Source organism: Pseudomonas sp. App30, assembly GCF_047947025.1.
GTDB lineage: Bacteria > Pseudomonadota > Gammaproteobacteria > Pseudomonadales > Pseudomonadaceae > Aquipseudomonas.
Window position 1 is genome coordinate 3,513,597 of sequence record NZ_CP133165.1, and the last position, 11,979, is coordinate 3,525,575.

The window sequence follows — 11,979 nt, forward strand, 5'->3', positions numbered from 1 at the left end:
CTGACCCACCCCATCGTCAGCTTCAACCACGTCGGCAAACAGTTCGACGTGGACGGCGGCACCCTGGAAGCCATCCGCGAGTTCAACCTGCAGATCGCCGAGGGTGAGTTCGTCGCCATCGTCGGTTCCAGCGGCTGCGGCAAGTCCACCCTGCTGCGCCTGCTGATCGGCCTGGACACCGATTTTCGCGGCGAGATCCAGGTCGACGGCAAGCCCGTGACCGGCATCGGCAGCGAGCGCGGCATCGTCTTCCAGGAACACCGGCTGTTCCCCTGGCTCACCGTGGAAGAAAACATCGGCCTGGGCCTGGTCAACGAGGCCCTGAGCAACGAGCAGCGCCAGCGCCGCGTGCAGGACTTCGTCAACCTGGTGGGCCTCAAGGACTTCACCCGCGCCTACCCTCACCAGCTCTCGGGCGGCATGGCCCAGCGCGTGGCCATCGCCCGCGGCCTGGTGGCCAGCCCACGGATCCTGCTGCTGGACGAGCCGTTCGGCGCCCTCGATGCCCTGACCCGCCAGCAGATGCAGGACGAGCTGCTGGCCATTCGCGAGCGCGCGCGCATCACCACGGTGCTGGTCACCCACGATGTCGAGGAAGCGATTTTCCTCGCCGACCGCGTTGTGGTGATGGAACCGCGCCCGGGCCGCATCAAGCGCGTGGTCGAAATCGACCTGCCGCACCCGCGCCAGCGCAGCAGCTTCGAATTCCACCAGCTGCGCGAAGAGCTGCTGCACGAACTGACCAGCGACGACCACTACGTCGCACCCAACCCGGTGCAGATCCGCGATCTGCCGCCGGCTTTCATCGCCTGCTGAGCAAAGGAACCGCACGATGCCCCAACGTCCCAATTTCCTCGTGATCCTGGCCGACGACCTCGGCTTTTCCGACATCGGCGCCTTTGGCAGCGAGATCGCCACCCCGCATCTGGACCAGCTGGCGTTGGCCGGCCTGCGGCTGACCGACTTCCATACCGCGCCCACCTGCTCGCCCACCCGCTCCATGCTGCTGACCGGCACTGACCACCACATCGCCGGCATCGGCACCATGGCCGAGGCGCTGACGCCCGAGCTGATCGGCAAGCCGGGCTACGAGGGTTACCTGAACGACCGCGTGGTGGCCCTGCCGGAGCTGCTGCGCGAGGCCGGCTACCAGACCCTGATGAGCGGCAAGTGGCACCTGGGCCTGACGGCCGAGCTGGCGCCCCATGCGCGTGGCTTCGAGCGCTCGTTCTCGCTGCTGCCGGGCGCGGCCAACCACTACGGCTTCGAGCCCACCTACGACGACAGCACCCCGGGCCTGCTGCGCTCCACGCCGGCGCTGTACATCGAGGACGACACTTTCCTGGATGAGTTGCCCAAGGATTTCTATTCCTCGGACGCCTTCGGCGACAAGCTGCTGCAATACCTGAAGGAGCGCGACCAGAGCCGGCCGTTCTTTGCCTACCTGCCCTTCTCCGCGCCGCACTGGCCGTTGCAGGCGCCGGCCGATATCGTCGCCAAGTACAAGGGCCGCTACGACGCCGGGCCCCACGCTCTGCGCCAGGAGCGCCTGGCCAGGCTGCGCGAGCTGGGCCTGATTGACGAGGCCAGCGAGGCGCACCCGCTGCTGGCGTTGAACGCCGAATGGGCGCAGCTCGATGAGCAGCAGCGCCAGGCTTCGGCGCGGGCCATGGAGGTGTACGCCGCCATGGTCGAACGCATGGACTGGAACATTGGCCGGGTGGTGGAGTACCTGCGCCAGCAGGGCCAGCTGGACAACACCTTCATCCTGTTCATGTCCGACAACGGTGCCGAGGGCGCGCTGCTCGAAGCCTTCCCCAAGTTCGGCCCCGAGCTGCTCAGCTACCTGGACGCCCACTACGACAACAGCCTTGAGAACATCGGCCGCGCCAACTCCTACGTCTGGTACGGCCCCGGCTGGGCCCAGGCGGCCACCGCGCCGTCGCGGCTGTTCAAGGCATTCACCACCGAGGGCGGCATTCGCGTGCCGGCGCTGATCCACTACCCGCCGCTGGCACGGCAGCAGCAGATCGGCCATGGCTTCGGCACGGTGATGGACGTGACCCCCACCATTCTCGACCTGGCCGGCGTGCGCCACCCGGGCACGCGCTGGCGCGGCAAGGAGGTGGCACCGGTGCGCGGGCGTTCGTGGCTGGGCTACCTGTCGGGCGAGACCGCCAGCGTGCACGACGACAAGACCGTGACCGGCTGGGAGCTGTTCGGCCAGCGCGCCATTCGCCAGGGCGACTGGAAAGCGGTGTGGATCCCCGGACCCGTGGGCCCGGCCACCTGGCAGCTGTACGACCTGAGCCGCGACCGCGGCGAGGTACACGACCTGGCAGCCAGCCACCCGCAGAAGTTGGCAGCGTTGATCGGCGAGTGGCAGAAATACGTGGAAGAAACCGGGGTAATCCTCAGCAAATCCCCCTTCCAGCCCGACTAACCCCGTAGCAGCTGCCGCCAGGCGGCGTCCGCAGGCACCGCGCACCTCCCGATGCAACGCGGCGCTTGTGGACGCGGCCTGCGGCCGCTGCTACGGGTTGGCTTGGGCTACCGGGGCGGTGGCTTCATTCGCCACCGGCGTATAGCGGTTCGCCCGCGTGAACGTGCCGAAATCATTGAAGCGCACGCCCATCTCCGCCATCACCTTGTGCGCCACGCCCGCCGTCATCTGCCGAATGTAGAAGGGTTCCTTCACCACGAAGTGGTGGATGCCGTGGGTGCTGCCGAAGTTGAAGCAGAAGGCGTGCAGCGGCCACAGCCACCAGGCGTTGAGCACCTGGGTCTGCTGCATCACATTGCCCAGCTCCACGTCGCCGTAGTAATGCATGTTCGAGCTGATGAAGTGCAGGCAGAAGGTGCGCAGCACGTTGGGGCCGACGATCACCACCACCGCCACGTTTACTACCTGCATGGCCGCCAGCGTGCTGGCCGACCAATCAATGGGCGCGCCCAGCAGCCAGGCCACGCCGTTGGCGGCATGGAAGCCGAGGAACACGTACCAGGTGCCCCAGTTCAGCAGCGCCAGCGGCGCATAGACCCGCAGGGTGCGCTTGAGGATGCTCCACTTGTGCGCCCAGGTCTTGGCCCGCAGCATGCGGATCAGCGACGACATCACGTTGTCGCCCACCATCAGCAGGCGGACGATGCCCCAGGGCTCGCCGTTGGTTATGGCGCGCTCTTCCATGTCGGTCTCGGTGCCCGACACCTTGTGGTGGTTGAGGTGCAGGTGGCGGCGGATCCACGGGTTGATGGTGCTCGGCCGCGCCAGCCACACCAGCGCCAGCATCAAATTGTGCGGCACCCGCTGCTTGCGGAAATACATGCTGTGGATCAGGTCATGTTCCAGCTCGTGGGTCAGCGAAGCGAAGAAGGCGTTCAGCAGCAGGCACGCCCACCAGGCCGTGTAACCCTCGATGTAGAGCGCCGCACTGCCGATCATGCCAGCCAGGGAGAAGGCCAGGATGCTGGCGCCGATGGCGTCCTGGTGCTTGAGTATCGGGTAGCGGCGGCGCAATTCGTCACCCTTGGCCATCACCACCTGGCGAATATGGGCGCTGCGTTGCTGTGCATTCAGTCTGTCGGGGCTTGCACAAGTGCGGTCCATGCTTCCATCCTCTTGTTATGGATGGAACGACTCTGACTCAGAATCAGCCAAGGAACGCTAGCCATGGACGCCAACCTGTTGACCCCAGGCGCCATTCGTCATGACTGAACCGACCACGCTTGCCAGCTGGACCCGCGCCTTGCGCAAGCAACTGGACGCACTGGGCCTCGACAGCGCCACGCTGTGCGAGAAGGCCGGCCTCGACCTGCAGCACATGGACGACCCCAAGGCCCGCTACCCGCTGTCGGCCACCACGCGCCTGTGGCAACTGGCGGTGCAGGCCAGCGGCGACCCGGCCATCGGCCTGCGCGTGTCGCGCTACGTCAGCCCCACCACCTTCCATGCCCTGGGCTATGCGCTGGTGGCCAGCGAGAACCTGCGCGAGGTGTTCGAGCGCATCGTGCGCTACCACCAGGTGGTCAGCGACGCCGTGGTGCCGCACCTGAGCCGGGAAAACGGCCGCTACGTGTTCCGCCTTGAGGTGCCCGAGGGCAGCCCGCCCCCGGCGCCCGAGGCCATGGACGCCTTCGCCGCCATCTACGTGCGCACCTGCCGCAACCGCCTGGGCCGCGACTACGCGCCGCTGGGGGTGTGGCTGACGCGGCCGCCGCCGGCCGACCCGACGCCCTGGCACACGGTGTTCCGCGCCCCGGTGCACTTCAACGCGCCGCACAACTGGCTGGAATTCGCCTGCGTGGACTTCGAATGCCACCTGGACGACGCCAACCCCGAGCTGGCCGAACACAACGAAGCGGTGCTCAACCGCACCCTGGAGCTGCTGCACCCGCTGACCTGGGAACGCCGGGTGCGCAACGCCATCGAGCACCACCTGCCCAACGGCGTGCCCTCGGCCGACCAGATCGCCGAGTCCATGCACCTGAGCCTGCGCAGCCTGCAGCGCCACCTGGCCGACGAAGGCTGCCGCTACGACGCGCTGCTGGACCAGTGCCGGCAGAACCTGGCGCTGGCCTACCTGCGCGACGCTGAAGTCACGCTTACCGAGATTGGTTTCCGCCTGGGCTTCGCCGATGCCAGCAGCTTCAACCGCGCCTTCAAGCGCTGGACGGGGCTGTCGCCGGGGCAGTTCCGCGATCGGATGGTGTGAACGCCAGGCTGAACACCGTGGCCTGCGCGTCGCTGCTGACCGTCACCTGGCCGCCATGCAGCTGCATGATCGACTGCACGATGGCCAGGCCCAGGCCGCCGGAGTCCCCCGGTTCGGCCCGTGAGGCATCTACCCGATAGAAGCGGTCGAACAGCCGGCCCAGGTGCTGCGGGGCGATGGGCTCACCCTGGTTGCTGACGGTCAGTTGCGCACCGACCCGCGCCAGGACCACCGTGCTGCCAGGCGTGGCGTGGCGCACGGCGTTGGCCAGCAGGTTGCCCAGGGCCCGCTGCAGCAGCTGCAGGTCGGCGTCCAGGCAGCCATGCAGCTGGTTGTCCAGGCGTAGCTGGCGGTCGTCGGCCAGCGCCTCGAAGTACGCGCACAGGTCTTCGCCCAGCTCATGCAGGTCCACGGCCTGGAGGTTGAGCAAGCGCTGGCCATGGTCGGCGCGGGCGAGGAACAACAGGTTCTCGACCATGCGATTGAGGCGCTCGAATTCCTCCACGTTGGAGGCCAGCAGCTCCTGGTACTCATCGCTGCTGCGCGGCTGGCTGAGGGCCAGGCCGTTGCTGCCCAGCAGGTTGTGCAGGGGCGTGCGAATCTCGTGGGCCAGGTCCGCGGAGAACTGCGACAGGCGCCCGAAGCTGTCGTCCAGGCGCGCGAGCATGCCGTTGAGGGCCTGCACCGGCTCATGCAGTTCCTTGGGGATGGTGCGCCATTGCAGGCGCCGGTCGAGGCTGCGCAGGTCGATCTGCGCCACGGTGCGGGCCATCTGCCGCAACGGCCGCAAGGCCCGGCGCAACAGCAACAGGCCCACGGCGAACGCCAGCAACGCGCCGGCCCCAGCCGCCAGGTACACCCGCAGGCGGTAGCTGGCCAGCATCGCTTCGCGCTCGGCCAACTGCTTGCCCACCACCACGGTCAGCGCTTCGCCCCGCGGCCCCTGGGCCTGGCCGGCCAACAGCAGCAAGGGCGTAGCGCCAGGCGCACGCCAGTCGTGAATATCGGCAGGCTGCGGGCTGCGTTGCTCGGGGATAGGCGCCACCTGGGGCACCTGCTGCCCGCGCGGGTTGATGGCGATGACCGGGGAGCCATCGGCGCGGTTCACCAGCAACAGGCTTTCCTGGTTGCCGAGCATGTTCTGGTAGAGCCGGGGGCGCTGTTGCAGGGCGTCGAGGCTGTCGCTGTCCTGGAGCAAGGCGCGCACCTGCTCCAGGCGGCCCAGCAAGGCCTGGTCGTCGCGGTAGATCAGTTCCGCTTCCAGGCTGCGGTACAGGAACACCCCAGCCACGCCCAACACCAGCGCGCACACCGCCGCGAACGCCAGGGCCAGGCGCCAGGCCAGCGACGGGCCGCGGGCCGGCTCACTCATCGGGGCCGTCCAGCTGGTAGCCGACGCCACGCACGGTGTGAATCAGCTTGGGCATGTAGGGATCGTCGATTTTCGCCCGCAGGCGGCGCACGGCCACTTCGACCATGTTGGTGTCGCTGTCGAAGTTGAGGTTCCACACCTGCGAGGCGATCAGCGTGCGCGACAGCACCTCGCCGCGGCGGCTGGCCAGCAGCTGCAGCAGGGCGAATTCCTTGTTGGTCAGGGCAATGCGCTGGCCCGCGCGGCTGACCCGGCGGCGCAGCACGTCCAGCTCCAGGTCGGCGATGCGGTAGTACTCGACCTCGCGCGTGGGCCCGCGGCGCAGCAGGGTGCGCACCCGCGCCAGCAGTTCGACGAAGGCGAACGGCTTCACCAGGTAGTCATCGGCACCCAGCTCCAGGCCGCGCACCCGGTCCTCGATGGCGTCCTTGGCGGTGAGGAACAGCACCGGGGTGTCGCCGCGCTGGCGAATCCGCTTGAGCAGCTGCCAGCCATTGAGCCCGGGCAGCATGACGTCGAGGATGATCAGGTCGTAGGCCTGTTCCTCGATGAAATGCCGCCCGTCCAGGCCATTGAGCGCCACGTCCACGCTGAACCCGGACTCACCCAGGCCCTTGGCCAGGAACCGTGCGGTCTTGGCTTCGTCTTCCACCACCAGCAAATGCATCGTACACCTCGTTTGCGCTGGCCATAGGCTAGGCCGGTTGGCGGCGCTTGCCCATTACAAAGTTGTAATCAGGCTGACGGGGTTCTGTGGGCATGCGCCCAGTAGCCTGCCGGCACCTGATTACGGAGCCGTCCCATGCCGCTCAAACCCTTGCTGTTCAGCCTGGCCACCCTGGCCTCCCTGCAGGCCCAGGCCGCCCTGCCGCAACACCCCGAGCTGGACCTGGCCAACGCCCGCCGGCTGGTGGACGCCGCGCCCTGCCACGCCGCCATCGCCGTGCTGGACCGCGGTGGCAACCCGATCCTGGCCCAGCGCGCCGACGGCGTCGGCCCGCACAACGCCGATGCGGCGCGGCGCAAGGCCTACACCGCGCTGTCGACCAAGACCCCTACCCGCCTGTTCGCCGAGCGCGCCCGCAACAACCCCGAGGCCGCCAACCTCAACACCCTGGGCGAGCTGTTGCTGCTGGGCGGCGGCATCCCGCTGTTCGAAGGCCGCGAACTGGTGGGCGCCCTGGGCGTGGCCGGGGCCGGCGGCGCCGAGCAGGACGAACAATGCGCAACCACTGCCGCCAGCGCCCTGGGCCTGGCCATTCACCCTTGAAGGAGCTACCGATGAAACTGATGCTGGCCCTGGGCCTGAGCACCCTGTCGAGCCTGGCCATGGCGGCCAACCCGCTGAGCGTGCACGTGTTGAACCTGGAGAACGGCGTGCCGTCGCCGGGCGTGGAAGTGACCCTGGAGCAGCACGTGGGCAAGGACTGGCAGATGCTGGCCCACGGCACCACCAACGAACAGGGGCGCATTGCCGAGCTGTTCCCGGCGGACCACACCTTCGTGCAGGGTGAATACCGGGTGGTGTTCAAGACCGGCGATTACTACAAGCGCGTGGGGCATGAAACGTTCTTCCCGGAGATACCGGTGATCTTCCAGGTGAAGCAGACGGATCAGCATTACCACATTCCGCTGCTGCTGAGCCCGTACGGCTTCAGCACCTACCGCGGTTCCTGACCTCCGTAGCAGCGGCCGCCAGGCCGCGTCACAGGCACCGCGGTGTAGCTGATGGTCCGCGTGGGCCCGACACCGCCTTCGGCAGCTGCTACAGGGTTGCGGCGTGCTTGAGGGCATTGAGGTTGAGGATTTCGATTTCGCCGTAGGCGAGCCTGAGCACGCCCTGGTGTTCCAGGTCCTTGAGGATCTGGTTGGTGGTCTGCCGCGACAGCGACAGCATCATCGCCAGCTGTTCCTGCCCCAGGCGAATCACCCGCCGGGCGCCGTCCACTTCGCCGTAGCCCTGGGCGATCAGCAGCAGCCGGTGTGCCAGGCGCGGGGCGGCGGCCAGCAGGCTCTGCTGTTCGAGCATGACGAAGGCCAGGCGCAGCTTCTGGCTCATCAGCAAGGCAAATTCCCGCCAGTATTCGGGCGTGGCCGCCAACAGCGCCAGCAGCGCGGCCTGGGGCACCCACACCAGGGTGCAGGGCTCGTCGGCATAGGCATCGTGGGTACGCGGCTGGCCGTCGAACAGGGCGATCTCGCCGAACCACTGCGGCGCCTCCACCAGCGCCAGCAGGGCCTCCTTGCCCTGGGCGTTCACCGCGCCGATGCGCATGGCGCCCTCCACTACCGCATACAGGCCACAAGGCGCATCGCCGCGCTGGAACAGGCAGCCGCCTGCCGGCAGGCGGCGCACCCGCGCGGCCGCCAGCACACTATCCTGAAGCGTGGGTGGCAAATGCGCGAACCAGTGCCCGGTCAGCAGGCGTGGGCGCCAGGCGGTGACGTCGTTCATGAAGCCTCTCGTACAGGTTTGTCGGCTAGCCGACAGAGCATGGGCCAGCGAACGGGCATGATCAATCATCACCCACCCTGAGGGCACAACAATGAAAAACCTCGTGCAGCACCTGAGCCAATACGCGGCCTACCACCGCGACCCGCGCAATATCGCCAGCCATTTCATCGGCATCCCCATGATTGTCGTCGCCGTGACGGTGCTGCTGTCGCGGCCCGGCGCCTGGCTGGCCGGCCTGTGGGTGAGCCCGGCGCTGTTCGTGGCGCTGGCCTCGGCGTGGTTCTACCTGCGCCTGGACAAGCGCTTCGGCGCGCTGATGACGCTGCTGCTGGGGCTATGCCTGTGGGCCGGGCAAGCGCTGGCGGTACAGGCCACCCTGGTGTGGCTGAGTGCGGGGCTGGGGCTGTTCGTGGTGGGCTGGGCGATTCAGTTTGTCGGCCACTACTGGGAGGGGCGCAAGCCGGCGTTCGTGGATGACGTGGCGGGGTTGATCGTGGGGCCGTTGTTTGTAGTGGCGGAGGCCGGGTTCCTGCTGGGGCTGCGTACCGACCTCCAACTGCAGATCGAAACCACCGTAGCCGTTGCCGAAGGCTGCGCTGGCCCTGTGCTGCACTGAAGATCTCCAGTGTAGGTGAAGGCCAGCGCAGCCTGGCGGCAGCGGCTACGGGTTGCGCGTCTAGATGGCTGCAACCTTCTGCCAGACCTTGGGCTTGAAGAACAGTGTCTCGCCCTTGGCCAGGCCGGTCAGGCTGTCGTGGTCCTTCACCACTTCGGCCTCGATCAGGTCTGGCTGGCCTTCCACCTTGAGGGTCACCCGGGTGGTGGCGCCCAGCGGGCGTATGTCGCGCACTTCGGCGGCGTGGTGGCCTTCCACCTCGGAGCGTGACAGCGACACCTCGTGCGGGCGGAACAGCACGTGGTTGTCCTCGCCCAGGTGCAGGCGGTTGGAATCACCGAGGAAGTGGTAGACGAAGTCGCTGGCCGGGTTTTCGTACACCTGGCCCGGCGAGCCGATCTGCTCGATCACGCCCTTGTTCATCACCACGATGCGGTCGGCCACTTCCATGGCTTCTTCCTGGTCGTGGGTGACGAACACCGAGGTCAGGTTGATATCTTCATGCAGGCGCGCCAGCCAGCGGCGCAGCTCCTTGCGCACCTTGGCGTCGAGGGCGCCGAACGGCTCGTCCAGCAGCAGCACCTTGGGCTCCACCGCCAGGGCGCGGGCCAGGGCGATACGCTGGCGCTGGCCGCCGGACAACTGCTCGGGATAGCGGTCGGCCAGCCAGTCCAGCTGCACCATGTTCAGCAACTCGTGGACCTTCTCGGCGATGCGCGTCTCGTTGGGGCGCTCGCCCTTGGGCTTCATGCGCAGGCCGAAGGCAACGTTGTCGAACACGGTCATGTGGCGGAACAGCGCGTAGTGCTGGAACACGAAACCGACGTTGCGGTTGCGCACGTCGGTGCCCGACACGTCCTCGCCATGGAAGACGATGCTGCCATCGTCCGGCGTTTCCAGGCCGGCGATGATCCGCAGCAAGGTGGTCTTGCCGCAGCCCGACGGGCCCAGCAGGGCCACCAACTCGCCACTCTGGATGTCCAGATTGATGGAGTTCAGGGCCTGGAAGGCGTTGAAGCGCTTGCTGACATTACGAACTTCGATCGACATGAATTATTCCTCCGCTGCGCTGTGGCGCAGGCGGTTAATACGGTTCTCGCTCCACTGCTTGAGCAGCAGGATGAAGAGCGCCATGACCAGCAGAAGGCTCGCGACCGCGAAGGCGGCGACGTGGTTGTATTCGTTGTAGAGGATCTCGACGTGCAGCGGCAAGGTGTTGGTGACGCCGCGGATGTGCCCGGACACCACCGACACCGCACCGAACTCGCCCATGGCCCGCGCGGTGCACAGCACCACGCCGTAGATCAGCCCCCACTTGATGTTCGGCACGGTGACATGCCAGAACATCTGCCAGCCGTTGGCGCCCAGCAGGCGCGCGGCCTCCTCTTCCTGGGTGCCCTGCTCCTGCATCAGCGGGATCAGCTCACGGGCGACGAACGGCACGGTGACGAAGATGGTCGCCAACACGATGCCCGGCAGGGCGAAGACGATCTGGATGTCATGGTCGGCCAACCACGGGCCAAACAGGCCCTGGGCGCCGAACATCAGCACGTAGACCAGGCCGGCGATCACCGGCGACACCGAGAACGGCAGGTCGATCAGCGTCACCAGGATGGCCTTGCCACGGAACGAGTATTTGCTCACGCACCAGGCGGCGCTGACGCCGAACACCACGTTGAGCGGCACCGAGATCACCACGGCGATCACCGTCAGCTTCAGCGCCGACAGCGCGTCGGGCTCAAGGATGGCGGTGAAGAACTCGCCCACGCCCTTGCTCAGGCCCTGGGACACGACGATGAACAGCGGCAACAGCAGGAACACCGCGAACACCAGCCAGCCCAGGCCGATCAGCACCGTGCGCGACAGTGCGCTGCCCCGGCGGGCGGCGTTGGCGCTGGTAGCAGCAATGGAAGATGCAGACATTTTCAGCGCCTCCTTCAAGGGGTTTCGATGCGCCGCTGCAGCAGGTTGATCAGCAGCAACAGGATGAAGGAAACCACCAGCATCATCACGCCGATGGCGGTGGCGCCGGTGTAATCGTACTGGTCCAGCTTGACCATGATCAGCAGCGGCAGGATCTCGGTCTTCATGGGCATGTTGCCGGCGATGAAGATCACCGAACCGTACTCGCCCACGCCGCGGGCGAACGCCAGGGCGAAGCCGGTGAGCCAGGCCGGCAGCAGCGCCGGCGCGAGGATGTAGCGGAACACCTGCAGCGGCTTGGCGCCCAGGCAGGCGGCGGCTTCCTCGACTTCACGGGGAATGTCGGCCAGCACCGGCTGCACCGTGCGCACCACGAACGGCAGGGTCACGAAGGTCAGCGCCAGGGTGATGCCCAGCGGGGTGTAGGCGATCTTGAAGCCCAGGCTCTCGGCGAACTGGCCGACCAGGCCGTTGGGGGTGTACAGCGCCGTCAGGGCGATGCCGGCCACGGCGGTGGGCAGCGCGAACGGCAGGTCGATCATGGCATCGATGATCTTCCGCCCGGGGAAGCTGTAGCGCACCAGCACCCAGGCCAGCAGCGTGCCGATGATGCCGTTGACGATGGCCGCGCACAGGGCGGTGCCGAAGCTCAGCTTGAGTGCCGCCAGCGTGCGCGGCGAGCTGACGATGGCCCAGAACTGGTCGAAGGTGAGCTGGGCGGCATGGACGAACATCACCGCCAGGGGAATCAGCACAATCAGGCTGAGGTACACCAAGGTGTAGCCCAGCGTCAGCCCGAAGCCGGGTATGACGGGGGAGATACGACGCGACATAAGTGTCCTTGGTACTGGATTGGTAAAAACCCCATGGTGGCGGATGCAGGTGTGGGAGCTGGCTTGCC

The 11,979-nt window shown here is 67.1% G+C and carries 13 protein-coding genes; 6 read left to right on the top strand and 7 right to left on the bottom strand.

Translation table 11 applies throughout. From position 1 onward, the window contains the following. Positions 1–816, top strand: a complete 816-nt coding sequence (locus tag RAM80_RS16415) for an ABC transporter ATP-binding protein (protein ID WP_416427498.1) — start codon at positions 1–3, stop codon at positions 814–816. A gap of 16 nt (positions 817–832) precedes the next feature. Continuing rightward, positions 833–2,443, top strand: coding sequence for an arylsulfatase (locus RAM80_RS16420; protein ID WP_416421550.1), 1,611 nt, complete (start codon positions 833–835; stop codon positions 2,441–2,443). A 90-nt stretch (positions 2,444–2,533) separates the two neighbouring features. Here RAM80_RS16420 and RAM80_RS16425 read toward each other — a convergent pair whose 3' ends face one another. Beyond that, entirely contained in the window at positions 2,534–3,607 is a 1,074-nt protein-coding gene (locus RAM80_RS16425; protein ID WP_416421551.1) for a fatty acid desaturase, read from the bottom strand. 100 nt (positions 3,608–3,707) lie between these two features. Between RAM80_RS16425 and RAM80_RS16430 the strand changes: the two genes are divergently transcribed. Further along, positions 3,708–4,712 carry an AraC family transcriptional regulator gene (locus RAM80_RS16430; protein ID WP_416421552.1) on the top strand — a complete coding sequence of 335 codons (1,005 nt, stop codon included), beginning with the start codon at positions 3,708–3,710 and terminating at the stop codon, positions 4,710–4,712. Here the strand turns inward: RAM80_RS16430 and RAM80_RS16435 are convergent. Both RAM80_RS16435 and RAM80_RS16440 read right to left on the bottom strand, forming a co-directional pair. Next, positions 4,660–6,084 (bottom strand): heavy metal sensor histidine kinase, encoded by a 1,425-nt coding sequence (locus tag RAM80_RS16435; protein WP_416421553.1) that lies wholly within the window; start codon positions 6,082–6,084, stop codon positions 4,660–4,662. The two genes, RAM80_RS16430 and RAM80_RS16435, sit on opposite strands and share 53 nt — an antisense overlap. Then, positions 6,077–6,751 carry a heavy metal response regulator transcription factor gene (locus RAM80_RS16440; RefSeq protein WP_416421554.1) on the bottom strand — a complete coding sequence of 225 codons (675 nt, stop codon included), beginning with the start codon at positions 6,749–6,751 and terminating at the stop codon, positions 6,077–6,079. Before RAM80_RS16440 ends, RAM80_RS16435 begins: the two co-directional genes overlap by 8 nt. Positions 6,752–6,886: 135 nt before the next feature. Here RAM80_RS16440 and RAM80_RS16445 point away from each other — a divergent pair, with 135 nt between their 5' ends. Further along, entirely contained in the window at positions 6,887–7,354 is a 468-nt protein-coding gene (locus tag RAM80_RS16445) for a GlcG/HbpS family heme-binding protein (protein WP_416421555.1), read from the top strand. 11 nt (positions 7,355–7,365) lie between these two features. Further along, positions 7,366–7,761 (top strand): hydroxyisourate hydrolase, encoded by a 396-nt coding sequence (uraH, locus tag RAM80_RS16450; protein ID WP_081719224.1) that lies wholly within the window; start codon positions 7,366–7,368, stop codon positions 7,759–7,761. Between the two features lie 88 nt (positions 7,762–7,849). Here the strand turns inward: uraH and RAM80_RS16455 are convergent, their stop codons facing one another. Further along, positions 7,850–8,539: a Crp/Fnr family transcriptional regulator gene (locus RAM80_RS16455; protein WP_416421556.1), complete on the bottom strand. Its 690-nt coding sequence runs from the start codon at positions 8,537–8,539 to the stop codon at positions 7,850–7,852. A gap of 91 nt (positions 8,540–8,630) precedes the next feature. Between RAM80_RS16455 and RAM80_RS16460 the strand changes: the two genes are divergently transcribed. Then, positions 8,631–9,155, top strand: a complete 525-nt coding sequence (locus RAM80_RS16460) for a DUF962 domain-containing protein (protein ID WP_416421557.1) — start codon at positions 8,631–8,633, stop codon at positions 9,153–9,155. 60 nt (positions 9,156–9,215) lie between these two features. On the opposite strand, the gene RAM80_RS16465 is transcribed toward RAM80_RS16460, so the two are convergent. From RAM80_RS16465 to cysT, 3 genes are read right to left on the bottom strand one after another with little or no spacing between them, the layout of a single operon-like run. Continuing rightward, entirely contained in the window at positions 9,216–10,205 is a 990-nt protein-coding gene (locus RAM80_RS16465) for a sulfate/molybdate ABC transporter ATP-binding protein (protein ID WP_416421558.1), read from the bottom strand. A gap of 3 nt (positions 10,206–10,208) precedes the next feature. Further along, on the bottom strand, positions 10,209–11,078 hold the full coding sequence (cysW, locus tag RAM80_RS16470; RefSeq protein WP_416421559.1) for a sulfate ABC transporter permease subunit CysW: 870 nt from the start codon (positions 11,076–11,078) through the stop codon (positions 10,209–10,211). 14 nt (positions 11,079–11,092) lie between these two features. Next, positions 11,093–11,911 carry a sulfate ABC transporter permease subunit CysT gene (gene cysT, locus RAM80_RS16475; RefSeq protein WP_416421560.1) on the bottom strand — a complete coding sequence of 273 codons (819 nt, stop codon included), beginning with the start codon at positions 11,909–11,911 and terminating at the stop codon, positions 11,093–11,095. Positions 11,912–11,979 lie beyond the last annotated feature (68 nt).

Excerpts from the sequence above, each read along its gene's own strand:
- RAM80_RS16430 (WP_416421552.1), top strand. The coding sequence starts at position 3,708 with ATGACTGAACCGACCACGCTTGCCAGCTGGACCCGCGCCTTGCGCAAG.
- RAM80_RS16465 (WP_416421558.1), bottom strand. The coding sequence starts at position 10,205 with ATGTCGATCGAAGTTCGTAATGTCAGCAAGCGCTTCAACGCCTTCCAG.
- RAM80_RS16440 (WP_416421554.1), bottom strand. The coding sequence starts at position 6,751 with ATGCATTTGCTGGTGGTGGAAGACGAAGCCAAGACCGCACGGTTCCTG.
- cysW (WP_416421559.1), bottom strand. The coding sequence starts at position 11,078 with ATGTCTGCATCTTCCATTGCTGCTACCAGCGCCAACGCCGCCCGCCGG.
- RAM80_RS16435 (WP_416421553.1), bottom strand. The coding sequence starts at position 6,084 with ATGAGTGAGCCGGCCCGCGGCCCGTCGCTGGCCTGGCGCCTGGCCCTG.
- RAM80_RS16455 (WP_416421556.1), bottom strand. The coding sequence starts at position 8,539 with ATGAACGACGTCACCGCCTGGCGCCCACGCCTGCTGACCGGGCACTGG.
- RAM80_RS16460 (WP_416421557.1), top strand. The coding sequence starts at position 8,631 with ATGAAAAACCTCGTGCAGCACCTGAGCCAATACGCGGCCTACCACCGC.
- cysT (WP_416421560.1), bottom strand. The coding sequence starts at position 11,911 with ATGTCGCGTCGTATCTCCCCCGTCATACCCGGCTTCGGGCTGACGCTG.
- RAM80_RS16425 (WP_416421551.1), bottom strand. The coding sequence starts at position 3,607 with ATGGACCGCACTTGTGCAAGCCCCGACAGACTGAATGCACAGCAACGC.
- uraH (WP_081719224.1), top strand. The coding sequence starts at position 7,366 with ATGAAACTGATGCTGGCCCTGGGCCTGAGCACCCTGTCGAGCCTGGCC.
- RAM80_RS16445 (WP_416421555.1), top strand. The coding sequence starts at position 6,887 with ATGCCGCTCAAACCCTTGCTGTTCAGCCTGGCCACCCTGGCCTCCCTG.
- RAM80_RS16420 (WP_416421550.1), top strand. The coding sequence starts at position 833 with ATGCCCCAACGTCCCAATTTCCTCGTGATCCTGGCCGACGACCTCGGC.